Annotated in this window: 15 protein-coding genes; 6 read left to right on the top strand and 9 right to left on the bottom strand. The window is 46.2% G+C overall.

The genetic code is table 11. The features are described 5' to 3' along the window. Both HNR77_RS30005 and HNR77_RS24485 read left to right on the top strand, forming a co-directional pair. Positions 1-195: hypothetical protein (locus HNR77_RS30005; protein ID WP_221443987.1), on the top strand; the 195-nt coding region annotated here is incomplete at its 5' end. A 25-nt stretch (positions 196-220) separates the two neighbouring features. After that, positions 221-997, top strand: a complete 777-nt coding sequence (locus tag HNR77_RS24485; protein WP_184190101.1) for a M15 family metallopeptidase — start codon at positions 221-223, stop codon at positions 995-997. Positions 998-1,126: 129 nt separating this feature from the next. On the opposite strand, the gene HNR77_RS24480 is transcribed toward HNR77_RS24485, so the two are convergent. After that, positions 1,127-1,366, bottom strand: coding sequence for a hypothetical protein (locus HNR77_RS24480; RefSeq protein WP_260410856.1), 240 nt, complete (start codon positions 1,364-1,366; stop codon positions 1,127-1,129). Positions 1,367-1,507: 141 nt separating this feature from the next. Between HNR77_RS24480 and HNR77_RS24475 the strand changes: the two genes are divergently transcribed. Both HNR77_RS24475 and HNR77_RS24470 read left to right on the top strand, forming a co-directional pair. After that, on the top strand, positions 1,508-2,140 hold the full coding sequence (locus HNR77_RS24475) for a nitroreductase family protein (RefSeq protein ID WP_184190099.1): 633 nt from the start codon (positions 1,508-1,510) through the stop codon (positions 2,138-2,140). A gap of 316 nt (positions 2,141-2,456) precedes the next feature. Next, positions 2,457-3,572: a GerAB/ArcD/ProY family transporter gene (locus HNR77_RS24470; RefSeq protein WP_184190098.1), complete on the top strand. Its 1,116-nt coding sequence runs from the start codon at positions 2,457-2,459 to the stop codon at positions 3,570-3,572. 5 nt (positions 3,573-3,577) lie between these two features. On the opposite strand, the gene HNR77_RS24465 is transcribed toward HNR77_RS24470, so the two are convergent. Together HNR77_RS24465 and HNR77_RS24460 are read right to left on the bottom strand one after the other, a co-directional pair. Further along, a complete protein-coding gene (locus HNR77_RS24465; protein WP_184190096.1) occupies positions 3,578-4,774 on the bottom strand; it encodes a Ger(x)C family spore germination protein in 1,197 nt (398 codons plus the stop codon). Next, positions 4,771-6,366, bottom strand: a complete 1,596-nt coding sequence (locus HNR77_RS24460; RefSeq protein ID WP_397367502.1) for a spore germination protein — start codon at positions 6,364-6,366, stop codon at positions 4,771-4,773. Before HNR77_RS24460 ends, HNR77_RS24465 begins: the two co-directional genes overlap by 4 nt. 237 nt (positions 6,367-6,603) lie before the next feature. On the opposite strand from HNR77_RS24460, the gene HNR77_RS24455 reads away from it, so the two are divergent. Next, on the top strand, positions 6,604-7,077 hold the full coding sequence (locus tag HNR77_RS24455) for an AraC family transcriptional regulator (RefSeq protein WP_184190094.1): 474 nt from the start codon (positions 6,604-6,606) through the stop codon (positions 7,075-7,077). 142 nt (positions 7,078-7,219) lie between these two features. Here the strand turns inward: HNR77_RS24455 and HNR77_RS24450 are convergent, their stop codons facing one another. The 4 genes from HNR77_RS24450 to HNR77_RS24435 form a co-directional block, all read right to left on the bottom strand. Further along, positions 7,220-8,464 (bottom strand): aminopeptidase, encoded by a 1,245-nt coding sequence (locus HNR77_RS24450; RefSeq protein ID WP_184190093.1) that lies wholly within the window; start codon positions 8,462-8,464, stop codon positions 7,220-7,222. A gap of 36 nt (positions 8,465-8,500) precedes the next feature. Further along, positions 8,501-10,042: an acetate--CoA ligase gene (locus HNR77_RS24445; protein ID WP_260410859.1), complete on the bottom strand. Its 1,542-nt coding sequence runs from the start codon at positions 10,040-10,042 to the stop codon at positions 8,501-8,503. 172 nt (positions 10,043-10,214) lie between these two features. Then, a complete protein-coding gene (locus HNR77_RS24440; RefSeq protein WP_184190089.1) occupies positions 10,215-10,583 on the bottom strand; it encodes a cupin in 369 nt (122 codons plus the stop codon). 160 nt (positions 10,584-10,743) lie between these two features. Then, on the bottom strand, positions 10,744-11,748 hold the full coding sequence (locus HNR77_RS24435) for an aldo/keto reductase (protein WP_184190087.1): 1,005 nt from the start codon (positions 11,746-11,748) through the stop codon (positions 10,744-10,746). Positions 11,749-11,961: 213 nt separating this feature from the next. Between HNR77_RS24435 and HNR77_RS24430 the strand changes: the two genes are divergently transcribed. Further along, positions 11,962-12,798, top strand: a complete 837-nt coding sequence (locus tag HNR77_RS24430; RefSeq protein ID WP_184190085.1) for an AraC family transcriptional regulator — start codon at positions 11,962-11,964, stop codon at positions 12,796-12,798. A 66-nt stretch (positions 12,799-12,864) separates the two neighbouring features. Here HNR77_RS24430 and HNR77_RS24425 read toward each other — a convergent pair whose 3' ends face one another. Together HNR77_RS24425 and HNR77_RS24420 are read right to left on the bottom strand one after the other, a co-directional pair. Continuing rightward, complete coding sequence (locus tag HNR77_RS24425) at positions 12,865-13,260, bottom strand: Asp23/Gls24 family envelope stress response protein (RefSeq protein ID WP_111273420.1); 396 nt, start codon at positions 13,258-13,260, stop codon at positions 12,865-12,867. A 118-nt stretch (positions 13,261-13,378) separates the two neighbouring features. Further along, positions 13,379-14,461 (bottom strand): AI-2E family transporter, encoded by a 1,083-nt coding sequence (locus HNR77_RS24420; RefSeq protein WP_260410853.1) that lies wholly within the window; start codon positions 14,459-14,461, stop codon positions 13,379-13,381. Positions 14,462-14,590: the final 129 nt, after the last annotated feature.

Here is a 14,590-nt window from a genome sequence, read left to right as displayed (position 1 = left end):
TGTAGCTCTGAAATGGTGGTTTTGTCACTTTCCATTTTAACCTACGAGTGCAGCAATATGGAGGGCTATCCTTGGTTTATGTTCATCATAGCTAGACTTTTTTTGCAATCTCACTCCGCTGCATTTGTTTACAAGTCGGAAACATTTGGAGAACCTATGGATATATTCCTCCAGTATACTTGGTTTATAGATTGATATATTCCAAGGAGGAACATCCAACATGTCATCATTTACTCGTAAATCCATCATATCCACGATGCTGCTCGGCTCTGTGCTTGCAGGCACAGCCTTTACGGCACTTCCAATGTACCCTTCGCTTAATCCGGTTGCTTCAGCCGCAAGCTCAAGCTTCTCACAATTTCTGCATGACAATGCACCAAGCCGCACCGTCACCACGAACAGCAAAGGTGTTGCTACCGTAACGAATCTCTCCAGCACGGTTGTGCTTGTGAATAAAAAAAGAAATCTGTCATCCACCTACGAACCTAAGGATCTGGTTGTACCGAACATTCCATTCAGCTTCTCCGGCTCCAGCCCGAAAAAACAAATGCGTAAAGTTGCTGCATCCGCTATAGAGAAGCTGTTTGCCGCGGCAAAAAAAGATGGCATTGATATCAAAGCCGTATCCGGTTATCGTTCATACGCTACCCAAAAATCAATTTTTGACCGCAATGCCAGCATTAAAGGTGAAGCAGTAGCGAATAAAACCAGCGCGCGCCCCGGGCAGAGTGAGCATCAAACCGGGCTTGCGATGGATATTTCCAGCGCGTCAGCAGGGTATGACCTGCAGCAGAGCTTCGGCAATACCAAAGAAGGCAAATGGCTGAAAGCCAATGCTCACAAGTACGGTTTTATTATCCGTTACGGCAAGGATCAGGAGAAATTAACCGGATACTCTTATGAACCGTGGCATGTCCGTTATGTAGGGGTATACATTGCAGGGGAGATTACCAGCCAAAAGTTAACGCTGGAGCAGTATCTGGAACGGGGAAAATAAGAAATGATCGCTGCTCTTTACAGGCATTGATGTGATTGATTTTATGTCAGCTGGCTGCCAGGCACTATAGAAATGTGAAAAGAAATCAGGAAGAGGGGGAATTACTATCCCCCTTTCCCAAACTCAGATCTAAACTCCAGCGATACGCCGGAATAACAGCGGAAGCCGTTTAACACCTTCGGTTCCCGCCCACGTAGTTGCCCCTGCGAGCAAATCGTTATGGCACACATAAAGGGCCATTTTGTACACAAGATAACCCAGTATGAATTCCACTACCAGAAACCGTTTAACGGCAGAGGATTCGATCACATATACGCGGAATTCTTGATGATTCCATGCTGACTTCAATCTGCGGACCAATGATTCCATGACTCACCTCCGCTGTTTTCTATTTCTAGCGTATGGCGAGCACATCTTGTCTTATTCAAAAATAATACTTACATAAAGTAATTAAGTATGCTATATTCACTTTAGTGACAAGCAAACTATACATAAGTGAGGTAACCAACCATGAGGGAACTGGATCAGTTAATCAAAAATCGTAGATCGGCTGTTATTTTTGAAGAAGGCATTGAAATTTCAGAATCGGAACTGGAAGACATGTTTGCTTTGAATAAATTTGCACCGTCTGCATTTAATCTGCAGCATACACACTACCTTGTCTTGAGCGATGCAGATCAGAAGGACAAAGTATATGAGGCTTCCCAGCAATATAAAGTGAAAACGGCGTCCGCAGTGATCGTGGTGCTTGGTGATGTTAACGCACATCATCATATTCGGACCATCAACGAGGGACTTCTCAATCTGGGTGCACTGACACCATTCCAGTATGAACAGGAATCGCAAAGTGTGACGGAATTCTATGAAACGCGCGGCCGATTTTTTCAACGTGAGGATGCAATCCGCAACGCCAGCCTGTCGGCTATGCAATTCATGCTGATTGCACAGGACCGCGGCTGGGATACCTGTCCAATGATTGGTTTTGACGCCGAAGAGCTGCAGCGGAGCCTGAACATCCCTGACCATTACGTACCGGCGATGCTGATTACCATTGGCAAAAAGTCGGAAGCCAAGCAGCGCCCGCGCGGATACCGCAAGCCGATTCAAGAATATGTCAGCTTTAACAAAATGAACGTTGAATAAATTAAACTGCACTCCTGCATACATCTGCTCTGATCTGTGCTATCCATCTCATCCAGCGATCTACCTTCCTTATACTGGGAATCATCTGTATTTTAAACAATTAAGAACTAAAAAAGCCACGATCGCGTGGCTTTTTTAGCGTTGTTTTACAATGTGTACAGGCTATGTATGATCTCAGGCTGCTCATAGACAAGCTGATCCTCATCCTTTGACCTCACATACAAATACATAACACTTGCCCTGTTTACCCTCCCGCTCACTTGTCGATAATGTTATCAATTATGTTGTAATCAAGCGGAGACAGGAGACCTCATAAATGAACAAATTAACCAAATACCAATTATTTTGCCTTACCTTCTTATTTCAACTGGGCACCACCGTTATTTTTGGTTTTGCCGCAGCCACAGGACGGGACGCATGGATTGTCACTTTAATCTCCACCTTTTTCGGTGTGGCTTTGATCTTCATGTATATGGGTATTATGAAAATGAACCCCGGTTTGACCCTGGTTGAATGGTACCCTCAACAACTTGGCAAATGGATTGGCCTGCCTATCGCTTTTCTTTATCCGCTAATTTTTTTATTTGATGCAGCACGAATTGTCACGGATCTTCGGGACTTAATTCCAACAACAATACTCCCGCAAACACCGCCTATCGTCATTATGATATTATTCATGCTGATTATCCTGTATGCACTCTACCTAGGCCTTCATAATGTTACAAGAGTTGCAGAGATCATGGTTCCGTTCATTCTGATTCTATTCATCATTGAGATTATTTTTCTCTTAATGTCCAAGATTGTCGTCCTCTCTCTGCTGAAGCCCATCCTGTGGGATGGATGGCACCCCGTTCTGAAAGCAGTGTTTCCCGAGGGCATCTCCCAAACTTATGGGGAAACCATCGCGATGGCTATGATCTGGACACAAGCAGCTCAGTCGGAAAAAATCTGGAAGCCTACGCTGATTGCCACACTACTTGCTTCGTTAAGCTTTCTTACGTTTGATATGCTTTCCATAATGATCTTTGGAGGTGTTTTATTTGAACGGAGTATATATCCGTTCTACACATTAACCGGAATGGTTAACATCAATGGATTTATCACCAACCTGAACCCGTTTGCCGTAATGTATTTCTTCATCACTGCTTTTTTCAAACTTTTTCTGAAGATGTATACCGGTTTGGCAGCACTTCAGATTCTTATTCCATATCTAGGAAAGCGAAAGCGACATATCGTTTGGATTTCAGCTTTATGCGTTCTGACTGTCGGCATGGTCTTGTCCCAAAACATTGCAGAACATATATATGTGCTTGCCATCAAACAGATCACACCTTATGTCTGGATACCGCTGTTTATTATCTTTCCCGTTATATTGTTCATCGTGTCCTCTGTACGTTTATGGATACAGCGTCGCCAGAAAAAACAACATTAGGGTGATTAATGTCGAGCATCGATATCCTTTGGTTTGAGATATCCTCCAGAGCCTGTCAGTCCGAAACGGGTTACTCTCAGCTTGACTTTTACGGAAATATCCATCTCCTGAAAAACCTTTTGCCAACGATTCATAAGCGTTCTCCAGAGCTCGGGATGATTGCGATAAAGATAATCTCCAAGGCCCAATGCTTCTCCTTTGAGTTCCTCCTGATATTTAAATATCAGATGTTTCATTTGCCGTTCTGCCTCTTTTTGCATTTCTGTCTGGATCAGATTCAGCACGTTGACATTAAGCAAATCCATAGTGGATGTATTCTCAACAATATCACACTTTGCACTCAGACTCAGCAGCATGTTTGGGCTCCCACCCTTTGTATTATTTAACTTCCAAGCACTCTTCATGCCATTAAGTTCTGCACTGACCGTACCTGTTCCATCCGGAGCCTCGACCGTTATTATATGTCGGTGATTCCAGTTAATGATCCATAAATTGTTATTCGTTTCTTCAATGTTCAGGTACCCGATCAACTTTGTATTGTTATCAAGGACAGCAGCTCCTATAAAAAGGAAAGTTGCGTATTTGCCCTCTTCTTTTGGGGAAGCGTTATTTATTTTCTCAACTGCCGGCATGAAGAAAGCCACATTTCTTCCTTCATTCATATTTCGGACCAGACTCATGAAGGTTGTATCCACCGGTCCGTAATTGGTTTGATGCAGCTTGTAATATTCGCGTAGCGACTGCGCTCCAAATGGTGTCTTGCTTTCCAGCATATCCGATGCTTTGCCGTTTTTCACAATAATCAGGTCCATCCGCAAAGGGGATCCCGGATTTCTCAACAAGAAGTCGATAATCTGTCGGAACCCCTTTGCTGCCATCTTCTCTCCAATGATCAGACTTCGCCGCTGGCCTCTGTTGATGGAGCGAGTGACTTTGGATTGCATTACAGACAATGCCTGCATTGGTGTTTTCCCTTCTGCTTTTTCAGTATAAAACCTTTCCTGGGGCTGTGACTGTCCATCACCTGATTTTTCATTCAGCGCAAACTGGTTGCTGAGCAAATACGTATTATGGTCTGTCCAATCTACGCCAACAGACAGCTGTATCGCCTGATCATTTAACTCTTGATTATCCCAGCATCCGGACAGGAGTACAAGAGAAGTACACCAGGTCATAAGTGCTGCTTTTTTTGCAATGCTCACACGGGCTCATTCCCTTCTTCTGCGGGACCTGGCTTTTGTCCTTTAGGTCTGCGAATATGTCCAGAGGACGTATTTAACGGACGCCGATACATCTTCCATTCCGGAGAACGCCAAATCGCATCTTTCAGCTCTGGAATAATAAGTGGAGCAAGCGGGCTGAAATAAGGCACGCCAAATGAACGCAAGGCCGTGATATGGAGCAATATTGCCATAGTGACAAGAGCAATGCCATACAAGCCCAGCGTGCCGGCAAAAATAAGCAATACGAACCGTAACATACGCAGGGGATGACTCAAATTCAACCGTGCAATGGTAAATGAAGCAATACCCGTACCTGCGACAACGATCACAATCGGAGCAGAAACGATACCTGCCTGAACTGCAGCCTGTCCGATAACCAATGCACCAACAATGCTGACAGCCGATCCAATCTGTTTGGGAAGCCGGATGCCCGCTTCCCGTAACCCCTCGAATAATACCTCCATCAGCATCGTCTCAATCACGGTTGGAAACGGGCTGTTTTCCCGGGCAGCAGCAAAATTAAGAACCAGACTGGTCGGGATCATCTGCGAATGAAAATTGATGATGCCAACAAACAAGGAGGGCAGGAACAGCGAGATAAAAATGAAAATAATCCGAATGAAACGAACGGCGGAAGAATACAGACTCGGATTATAATAATCTTCGGCAGACTGAATCCCGGTCCAGAATGTAAAAGGTACAATCAATACAAACGGCGTTCCATCCGTAATGATGGCTACTTTTCCTTCCAGCAAGCTTGCTGCCACCGTATCCGGACGCTCTGTATTCTGGATGGTTGGAAACAGAGAATACGGAGCATCATCTATAAATTCCTCGATGTAGCCCGATTCGAGAATACTGTCGGTTCTGATATTTTTCAAGCGTTTTCGGACCTCATTAACAATAGATTCCTTAGCAATCCCCTGAATATAACAAATAACGACCTCGGTATGGGTCACATCTCCAATAGTCATCGACTCTGTTTTCAATGCATTTGATTTTATTTTTCTTCGAATCATGCTTGTATTTACGCGAAGAGATTCATTGAAACCTTCCCGTGGCCCCCTGATCACCGCTTCAGATGCAGGTTCTTCAACTCCACGTGTTTTCGCACCATCCACACTGGCAAGCATTGCACTTTCATGTCCATCTGTAAGCACCGCAACCGAAGAGTTAAGAACACCTTGTATCACCTCGGATAGCTTCGTGACGATCTGTGTGCTGGCTAAGGCCAGTTGACCTCTCTGGGCCAGATCATTCTCGTGTTCCCCTTCTGCTTCACTATAAATGTGAGCTTCAAGTAAGGGCTTGAGAACAGCGCTGTTAATGACATGGGTGTCAACAAGTCCCTCCATAAATACAATTAATACGTACTCCCCTTTTGCGAGGGTCACTTTGTTGATAACCACATCGGAGCAGCTTTCGAAACGTTCTCTCAGCATCTGTTCATTTACACGTAACTGAGAAGATAAAGGGATGTCAGGCAGTTGGTTAAGAAGATATTCAGAGCGTCTAAAATGCTCTTCTTGCACTTGCTCAGCTTTTTTTTTCATGAAAATGAACCTCACCATTCGCATTTTGGCGGACACGCCATACCACTCGCAGCATAGCCTTTCCATTATTTGAATTGTTCCCAGCAACTCTTCAATCTATGCGGTATTGTCTCCACCCTTTAACTGCTACCGGGACCGTACGAGAATGGACTCGCATCATTCTGTTTCATTTTCGAAAATATGATTATGCAAATTATTTTATATGATGTTAGTATACTTCAAGTAAACCAAAAACTAGAAAAGAGGTTGATATTCATGAATAAGCAGGACAGATACATTGAACAGTTCGCTCCGTTCCGGATCGCCTATATGCGACACATCGGTCCTTATGGCCCTGTAAACATAGAAACTATGGAATTGCTGAAAAGCTGGGCAATTCAAAGAGAGCTTCTTACCCATACCGCCATATTATTGGGCATCGCTCAAGATGATCCGGCAACTACCGCACCGGAGCATTGCAGATACGATGCGTGTATCGTAATTCCGGATGATTATATCTTTGACGAGCAAAAAGAACATATAAAGACGGGGGTGTTCTCTGGAGGAACGTACTTGGTCGTTACGGTTAAACATACGGCCGAGGATATCCAACACGCATGGAGTGAAGTCACTCCTTATTTGCAGGCAAGCGGCTATCGTCTGGATCACAAGCCCGTTCTGGAACGTTACCGTCCTGAACTGCTGGATCAGCATTTATGCCAAATATGCATTCCTGTAACAATTAGTTGACTACCTATATACAGAGATCCTGAATTGTATCGTATACTCGTTTTGTAATTTGTTTCTTGAATTCTCCAACAAAAAAGTGACTTCAGAATGAAGTCACTTTTTTGGGGAAATCACATGGCTGTTTTGAACCCTCTTATACTATTTAAAATGCCCAGTTCCCTTTGCGGAATACCGGTTCAATCGTGCCGTCCTGCAGCTCTCCGTCGATATCCAGCTCCGCCGAACCAATCATGAAATCGACATGTGTGAGACTGACGTTGCACTCATGCTTCAGCAGTTCCTCATTGGACATCGTTGTACCATCCTTCATATTAAACGGATAGGCACTTCCAACCGCCAGATGGCAGGATGCATTTTCGTCAATGCCGGTATTGTAGAAAATACGGTTCAGATTGGAGATCGGGGAGTCATGCGGTACCAGTGCCACCTCGCCCAAATAACGTGCGCCTTCGTCTGTCGCAAACAGGTTTTTCAAATGCTCTTCACCTGAAGCCGCTGTGTATGCGACAACCTGACCATCCTTAAACGTAATACGCATCTGATCGACCAGCTGCCCGTTCAGGTTCAGTGGCATCGTGCTGCTCACATAACCGTTCACACCGCTGCGCTTGGGCATCGTAAAGACCTCTTCGGTCGGCATGTTTGCTACCGTATATATGCCTTGTTTGTTTTCACTTCCGCCGCCGCCCCAGATATGGTTGTCCACCAGTTCAATTTTCAGATCGGTTCCTGGCGCGCGATAGTGCAGGCTCTTGTAATTTTTCTGATTCAGCAATTCACTCATCTTGTTCAGCGTTTCCAGATGCTCTCTCCAGTTCTGTACAGCATCCCCGCCATCCACACGATTCATCTTGAAAATGGTATCCCACATCACACGAATGCGATCCTCTTCAGGAATATCGGCAAATACTTTGTTCGCCCATGCCTTCGTTGGCGCCTTGATCAGACACCAGCTGATCTCATGGTTGCGTGTGTATTTGGCATATCCTTTGCGCGCTTCTGCTGCTGCTTTGGTTGCTCGGGATACTTTGGTTGCCTCAATGCCATTGTACAGGTCCGGGTCTGGTACTTTAATGGTCAGTGTCGCACCTCCAGCTTCGGCGAACCGTTCCATCATGTCGCCTTTCCAGGCTGGATAATAGTCAAAGCTGTCGTCTGATCCGTGTTCAAATCGGCTGCGTGTAATTGTGTCGTCTTCCAGATCGACCTGTACATAATTCGCTCCCGCAGCGTACGCCTTTTCAACAATCAAACGGGTAAATTCCAGTGTTTCTACAGGAGCTGTCACCAGAAGGTCTTGTCCCTTCTGAATGTTCACACCTACTCTGACCACCAGTTCAGCGTATTGCTCCAATGATTTTGCAAAAGACTGCTCAAATGAACTCATATGTTATTCACTCCTGCTTGAATTAGTTTCTATATGCTATGCGTTGCGTTTTTCCTGCTCACGAAGTTCTATACGGCGGATTTTGCCTGAATTGGTCTTGGGCAGATCCGACACAAATTCAATTTTACGCGGATATTTATAGGGTGCAGTCCATTCCTTCACATGTCTTTGCAGCTCATGTGCGAGCTCTGGCGAAGCCTGGGACGCGTCTCTCAGCACAACGAAAGCTTTGACAACATTGCCGCGAATCTCATCCGGGCTTGCCACCACGGCACATTCCTTCACGCTGGCATGTTTCATCAGTGCTTCCTCTACCTCGAACGGACCAATGGTGTACCCCGAGCTGATGATAATATCATCACTTCGGCCCTCAAACCAGAAGTACCCTTCCTCGTCTTTGCTCGCCCGGTCACCTGTGACAAAATATTCACCGCGCTGATTCGCTTCCTTGCGTCCTTCATCCTGATAATACGCACGGAACAGGGCTGGCATGTCCATATGCACTGCAATATCTCCAACCTCACCCGCAGGCAGCGGCTGACCATCCTCGCCAATAATCTCGATCAGGCCCGGTGTAATCGACTGGCCCATCGAACCGATACGCACAGGCGCATCCTTCAGGCTGCCGATTAACAGCGTGCTTTCCGTCTGCCCGTATCCATCCCGAATCGTGAGATCGAAATGCCGCTGGAATATCTCAATCACTTCCTGATTGAGCGGTTCTCCCGCAGATACAGCGCTGCGCAGATGGGATAGATCATAATGTCCAAGATCATCCGTCTTGGCCATCAGACGATATTCCGTTGGTGTGCAGCAAAGCACGTTAATCTGATGCTCCTGCATCAGCTCCAGATAACGCTTCGGCTGGAATGAGCCGTTGTATACCAGACCTGTAGCCCCTCTGCCCAGCACGGACAGGAACGGACTCCAGATCCATTTTTGCCAACCAGGCGCTGCTGTTGCCCATACTATATCCGATGGCTGGATGTCCAGCCATAATGACGATGCAATTCGCAGGTGAGCATATCCCCAGCCGTGACTGTGCACGACACCTTTGGGATTACCCGTTGTACCGGACGTATACGCCAGAATGGCCATATCATCACGATGTGTCTGAACAGCGGTCATCTCTTCCGGCTGGTTCTGCATCAACTGATGCACGTTAACCCAGACTGCACCGGGCACGGTGTTGTCTCCGTTTGGAGATGCAGCGATGCGATGCGCAAGCGCTGGCAGATCGGAATCCATTTTTTCCACCTCAGCTGTTGTTTCAGACCATACGATCACTGCACGAGCGGAGGAATGCCGCAAACGGTACTCCAAATCCTTCGCACGCAGCATCTCGGATGACGGAATGACGGCAATGCCCAGCTTCAAGCAAGCAATGTATATGACATAGGCGATAATACGGCGTGGTACCATGACCAGCACCCGATCACCTTTCACCAGTCCAAGCTCACGCAGTCCTCCGGCCAGACGGTTAGCCTGTTTCAATAATTCACCGTACGTAATTTCTTCTACTTCCTTCTGATCGCTGAGCCATCTAAGTGCAATCCGGTCTGGCGGGTGATTCTCCATCTCGGATGTCAGGTTATAGGTTTCAGGCGAAATCCACTGTTCAAAATTCACATGGAGCCTCTCCTTTGTCATTCAAATATATAGCATCTTTATATTATACATTAAATCCTAGGACCAGGTACTATGAACAACATAACTTTTTTATAAAAGAAGAACGGTCTGTTTCACGAACTCAAATCGAATCATCCGCTCTTACTGGCATATACGCTGAAGGTGTTAACACCTCGCTCTCAATTACAATCGCCGTCAAGCCCGTCTCCGTTTTTGTCTCATGCCATTCCCCTTTTTCCCAGAAAACAGCTTCTCCTGCCTTCACATGCACAGCATCGTTGTGCCCGCTTCTGACTTGCCCTGCTCCCGACACGATTACCATCAGCTGCGAGCAGACCGCCTCATGGTACCCGACAACACCATTAACCGGCAGATGCATACAGCCTACATGTGCGTTCTCGCTCGTCTGAATGATACGAGACATCACAAAATCAGAATCGAACTTCGTGATGTGTTTGCCGCTCTCCTGATCAAAACGGTAGATCTGCATTACAACGTTCCCCTCTCCAGTGACGAATTATTCCAGTATAAAGATAATCGGCCACCAGCGCCAGTTCTTCCTCCGATCTCCTTCCTCCGTTTAAAATAAAACACAAAATAAGCACCTCTTCTACCCAAAGAAAAGGTGCTCGTTTGCTTTCGCTATTCAATTACCAAGGATAATTACCGATTCCAGCCAAGGCAGCTTCGATGTCGTTCAGCTCTTCGGCCGTGAGTTCAGGTGCCTTGAGCGCGGCTACATTCTCTTCAATCTGAGAGACCCGACTGGCTCCGATTAACGCAGACGTTACCCGATTCCCCCGCAACACCCAGTTGAGTGCAAGCTGGGAGATCGTCTGTTCTCTCCGTTCTGCCACCGCCTGCAGCGCTTCGAATTTGGCGATGCGTTCATCGGTGTACGATTCTGTTTTCAGATTACCTGTTGGAGTCGCTCGTTCTGCCTTGATCTTGTCCACATATTTATTTGTTAGCTGCCCGCGTCCAAGCGGACAGAAGGCAATGGAGCCTACACCTTGCTCGTGCAGCACATCCTGCAGCCCGTCCTCGATCCAGCGATTCAACATCGAATAGTTCGGCTGATGAACCAGACATGGTGTGCCTAGACGACGCAGAATCGTCACCGCTTCCCGGGTCTGCTCTGCATTATAGTTGGACAAGCCCACATAGAGTGCTTTCCCTTGCCGTACTATATGATCCAGTGCCGTCATCGTTTCTTCCAGCGGTGTCTCCGGGTCCGGACGGTGATGATAGAAAATATCGACATAGTCCAGTCCCATACGCCGCAGGCTTTGATCCAGACTGGCAATCAGATTTTTGCGGGAACCCCACTCGCCATATGGGCCGCTCCACATATGATATCCTGCTTTGGAAGAGATCAGCAGCTCATCCCGGTAAGGACGCAGATGTTTGTGATAGATCACACCGAAGTTCTCTTCCGCTGAGCCCGGGGGCGGACCATAGTTGTTCGCAAGATCAAAATGGGTAATGCCCAGATCGAATGCACGTAAAATCATCTCTTCCTGAATATCCAGCGTGCGGTTGCCGCCGAAATTCTGCCATAAGCCAAGCGCGATCTGCGGCAGTTTAATGCCGGACTTCCCTGAGCGTGCATAATTCATGTCATCATATCGTTGTTCACTTGCAATATAGGGCATCGTTATTCACTCTTTTCTTTTTTGTAAGGTTGGTTGATCCGTTGACACCCCTTTATCTTAGTCATTTTGCCTGGGGAACGATATGGTTTATCGCTACAATGATATAGAAAAATGATCGTTATCATCTGATTCACACTTTAAATACAGCACCACTTGAACAATGATATATGTTAAAATGCAAGAATCAACTCACACAATACAGGAGTGAAACTCGTGATTACGTATATGTTCAAAAACACTCATTTTCAGGAGCTGCAGCTGCTTCATTATGGAACAGAGGCTTGCACACCTGGCCACCACTTCGGTCCAGCCATGAGAGATTATTATAAAATTCATTATATATTGAACGGCAAGGGCACGTTTGAAGTAGCGGGTACGACCTATCATCTGCGTAAGGGCCAGGGTTTCCTCATCGTGCCTCACTCTGTTGTGCATTATCAAGCCGATCTGCATGATCCGTGGGAGTACAGCTGGGTTGCCTTTCAGGGCACTCACAGTTCTTCCTTCCTGGAGCAGGCCTGTCTGGCTGAGCAGCAGCCGATCTTTGATCTTGGTGACGAAGACGATGAGATGCGCTCTTGTCTGCACCGAATCATTCATTCCCGCAAGGCCAACAAGGGCTGGGAGATCAGCATGACGGGCTGGCTGTATCAGTTTTTCGCTATTCTGATCGATCACGCACATACCGAAAATTTGCAGCCCGCTGCAGAGCATGGCAAAGACTTATACGTTACACAGGTGATGGATTTTATTGAAATGAACTATGCCAACGCAATCACGGTTCAATCCATTGCCTCGCATATCGGTTTACAGCGCAGTTATTTATGCTCACTCTTCAAGGACCAGATCGGCAGCAGCATCCAATCTTATCTTGTGCATTACCGCATGCGGAGAGCAGCCGAATTAACGACGGATCTGAACCTCAGCATCGGTGATATCGCACGTTCCGTCGGTTATACAGACCAGCTTCTTTTCTCCAAAATGTTCAAAAAGGTTATGGGCGAAGCTCCGACTCATTATCGCAAAAAGAAAGCAGCATCTTCTCTGTAGTTTTCTACAAAGAAGATGCTGCTTGAAATGCAACAAAGCAAAACCAGGTCAAAACCAATGAGATGTCTACACGTTGTCAGGCATAGCAATGCCGACAACCTGCACTTTAACCTCTTTTACCATCACACCCGCCAGCTGCTCCACCGCCTGCTGTACATTGTGCTGCAGGTCGTGGCACACTTCGTGCATTTTGCGGCCATACTGCACATTAATGCGCAGTTGAATCGACGCCTCATCATTTTGAATATGTACGTCAATCCCTTTTTGCATGCTCTTGCCGCTGATGCTTTTGGCAAGCCCTTCCGTCAAGCCGACAGACATGGAGGATACGCCTTCCGTCGTCTGTGCAGCCATAGCCACAATTTTGGACACCACATCATTGGAAATATGGATTGTTCCCAGCTGAGCTGGAGGTGCGATATATTCCGCTTCCGGAGCATTCGTTTCGATAATTTCAGACATAAGTTCATCTCCTTATGATCTTTTAATTTTAATACGCAAGCATCGATGCCTTCTCTTCTATTCTACCACGGTTTGCGAGCAGTTACATTTCTGCCCTCTGTCGGGTCTACAAAGCACACTAGGCATTCTGCCACTTTTCCTTAAAGAACATCTGATAGATTCGAACCAGCACGATTTTCACAATCATATATACCGGAATAATAATGAGAATTGCGATAATTCCGCCCAAATCCCCGGCACCGAGGACAAGAATAATCGTTGTCAGCGGGTGGATATCCAGCTTTTTACCGAATACGTATGGCGCAACGAGATTATCCTGAATCTGCTGGGCTACTAAGATAATAACAAGTGACCAGATGGCAACCGACGGTGATACGACCAGCCCCATGATGACGATCGGAATAGAGGAGACGATGGCTCCAATAAACGGCACAAAGTTCATAATGACCGCCACCACGGTGAGCAGCAGGGCATATGGCAGGCCAATAAACAAAAAGCCAATGTACATCAGCACACCCAAGGCCAGATTGACGAGCACGCGACCCACAATAAATCCACTCAGGGCCTGATCAATCTCAATGACTACTTCGCGGCTGTCCTTCTGAAAACGTTTGGGAGCGATGTTGATCAGTCTGCGACCGAAGAGCCTGTCCTGCTTCAGCATGTAGAAAAGAATGATCGGAAAAGTGAACAGGATGATCGCAAAGCTGGAAATCAGCGAAATAAATCCGCTCACATAGTTGGTTACAAACGTAAAGCCCTTATTCACATACTCTGTAATCTGGGACAATGGAGTAGAGTCATTCGGGAACAGCGCTTGGATCGCTCCGTTCTGCTCCAATTGTTGCAATTGCAGACTAAGGGAATGCAGCAGATTTGGAGCGTTCTCCACCAGATTCACCAGCTGCTCCCGCAGAGACGGCCACAATCCTACAATAAATGCTACACCCAGCATAACAGCTACGATGTAGATCAACAGAATACTTATTGTACGATTGAGATATTTTAACTTTTCCATGTAATTCACGAGCGGCCGCAGCAAATAATAAAAAAATACAGATAACATCATGGGCACGGTAATCACAGTCACCATCGTAACCAGCGGCTGAAAGATAAAACTCACACGGGATAATAAATAGATATTAACCAATACTAGGGCCAGTGCAATACTGAACCTGACAAAAGAATTGCCTTTAAACAATCGTTTCCCCTCCACATCTCTGTCCATCTTCTATGAATCATTGTTCTCTCTATTTATTATTACTATATATCAAGTTCCTTCATTCCTGCTATCCCCACTATCTTAACTCTTTCTTACTTAAAAATAAAA

Source organism: Paenibacillus sp. JGP012 (assembly GCF_014203995.1).
Lineage (GTDB): Bacteria > Bacillota > Bacilli > Paenibacillales > Paenibacillaceae > Paenibacillus > Paenibacillus silvae.
This window is presented reverse-complemented; position numbering and strand designations above follow the sequence as displayed.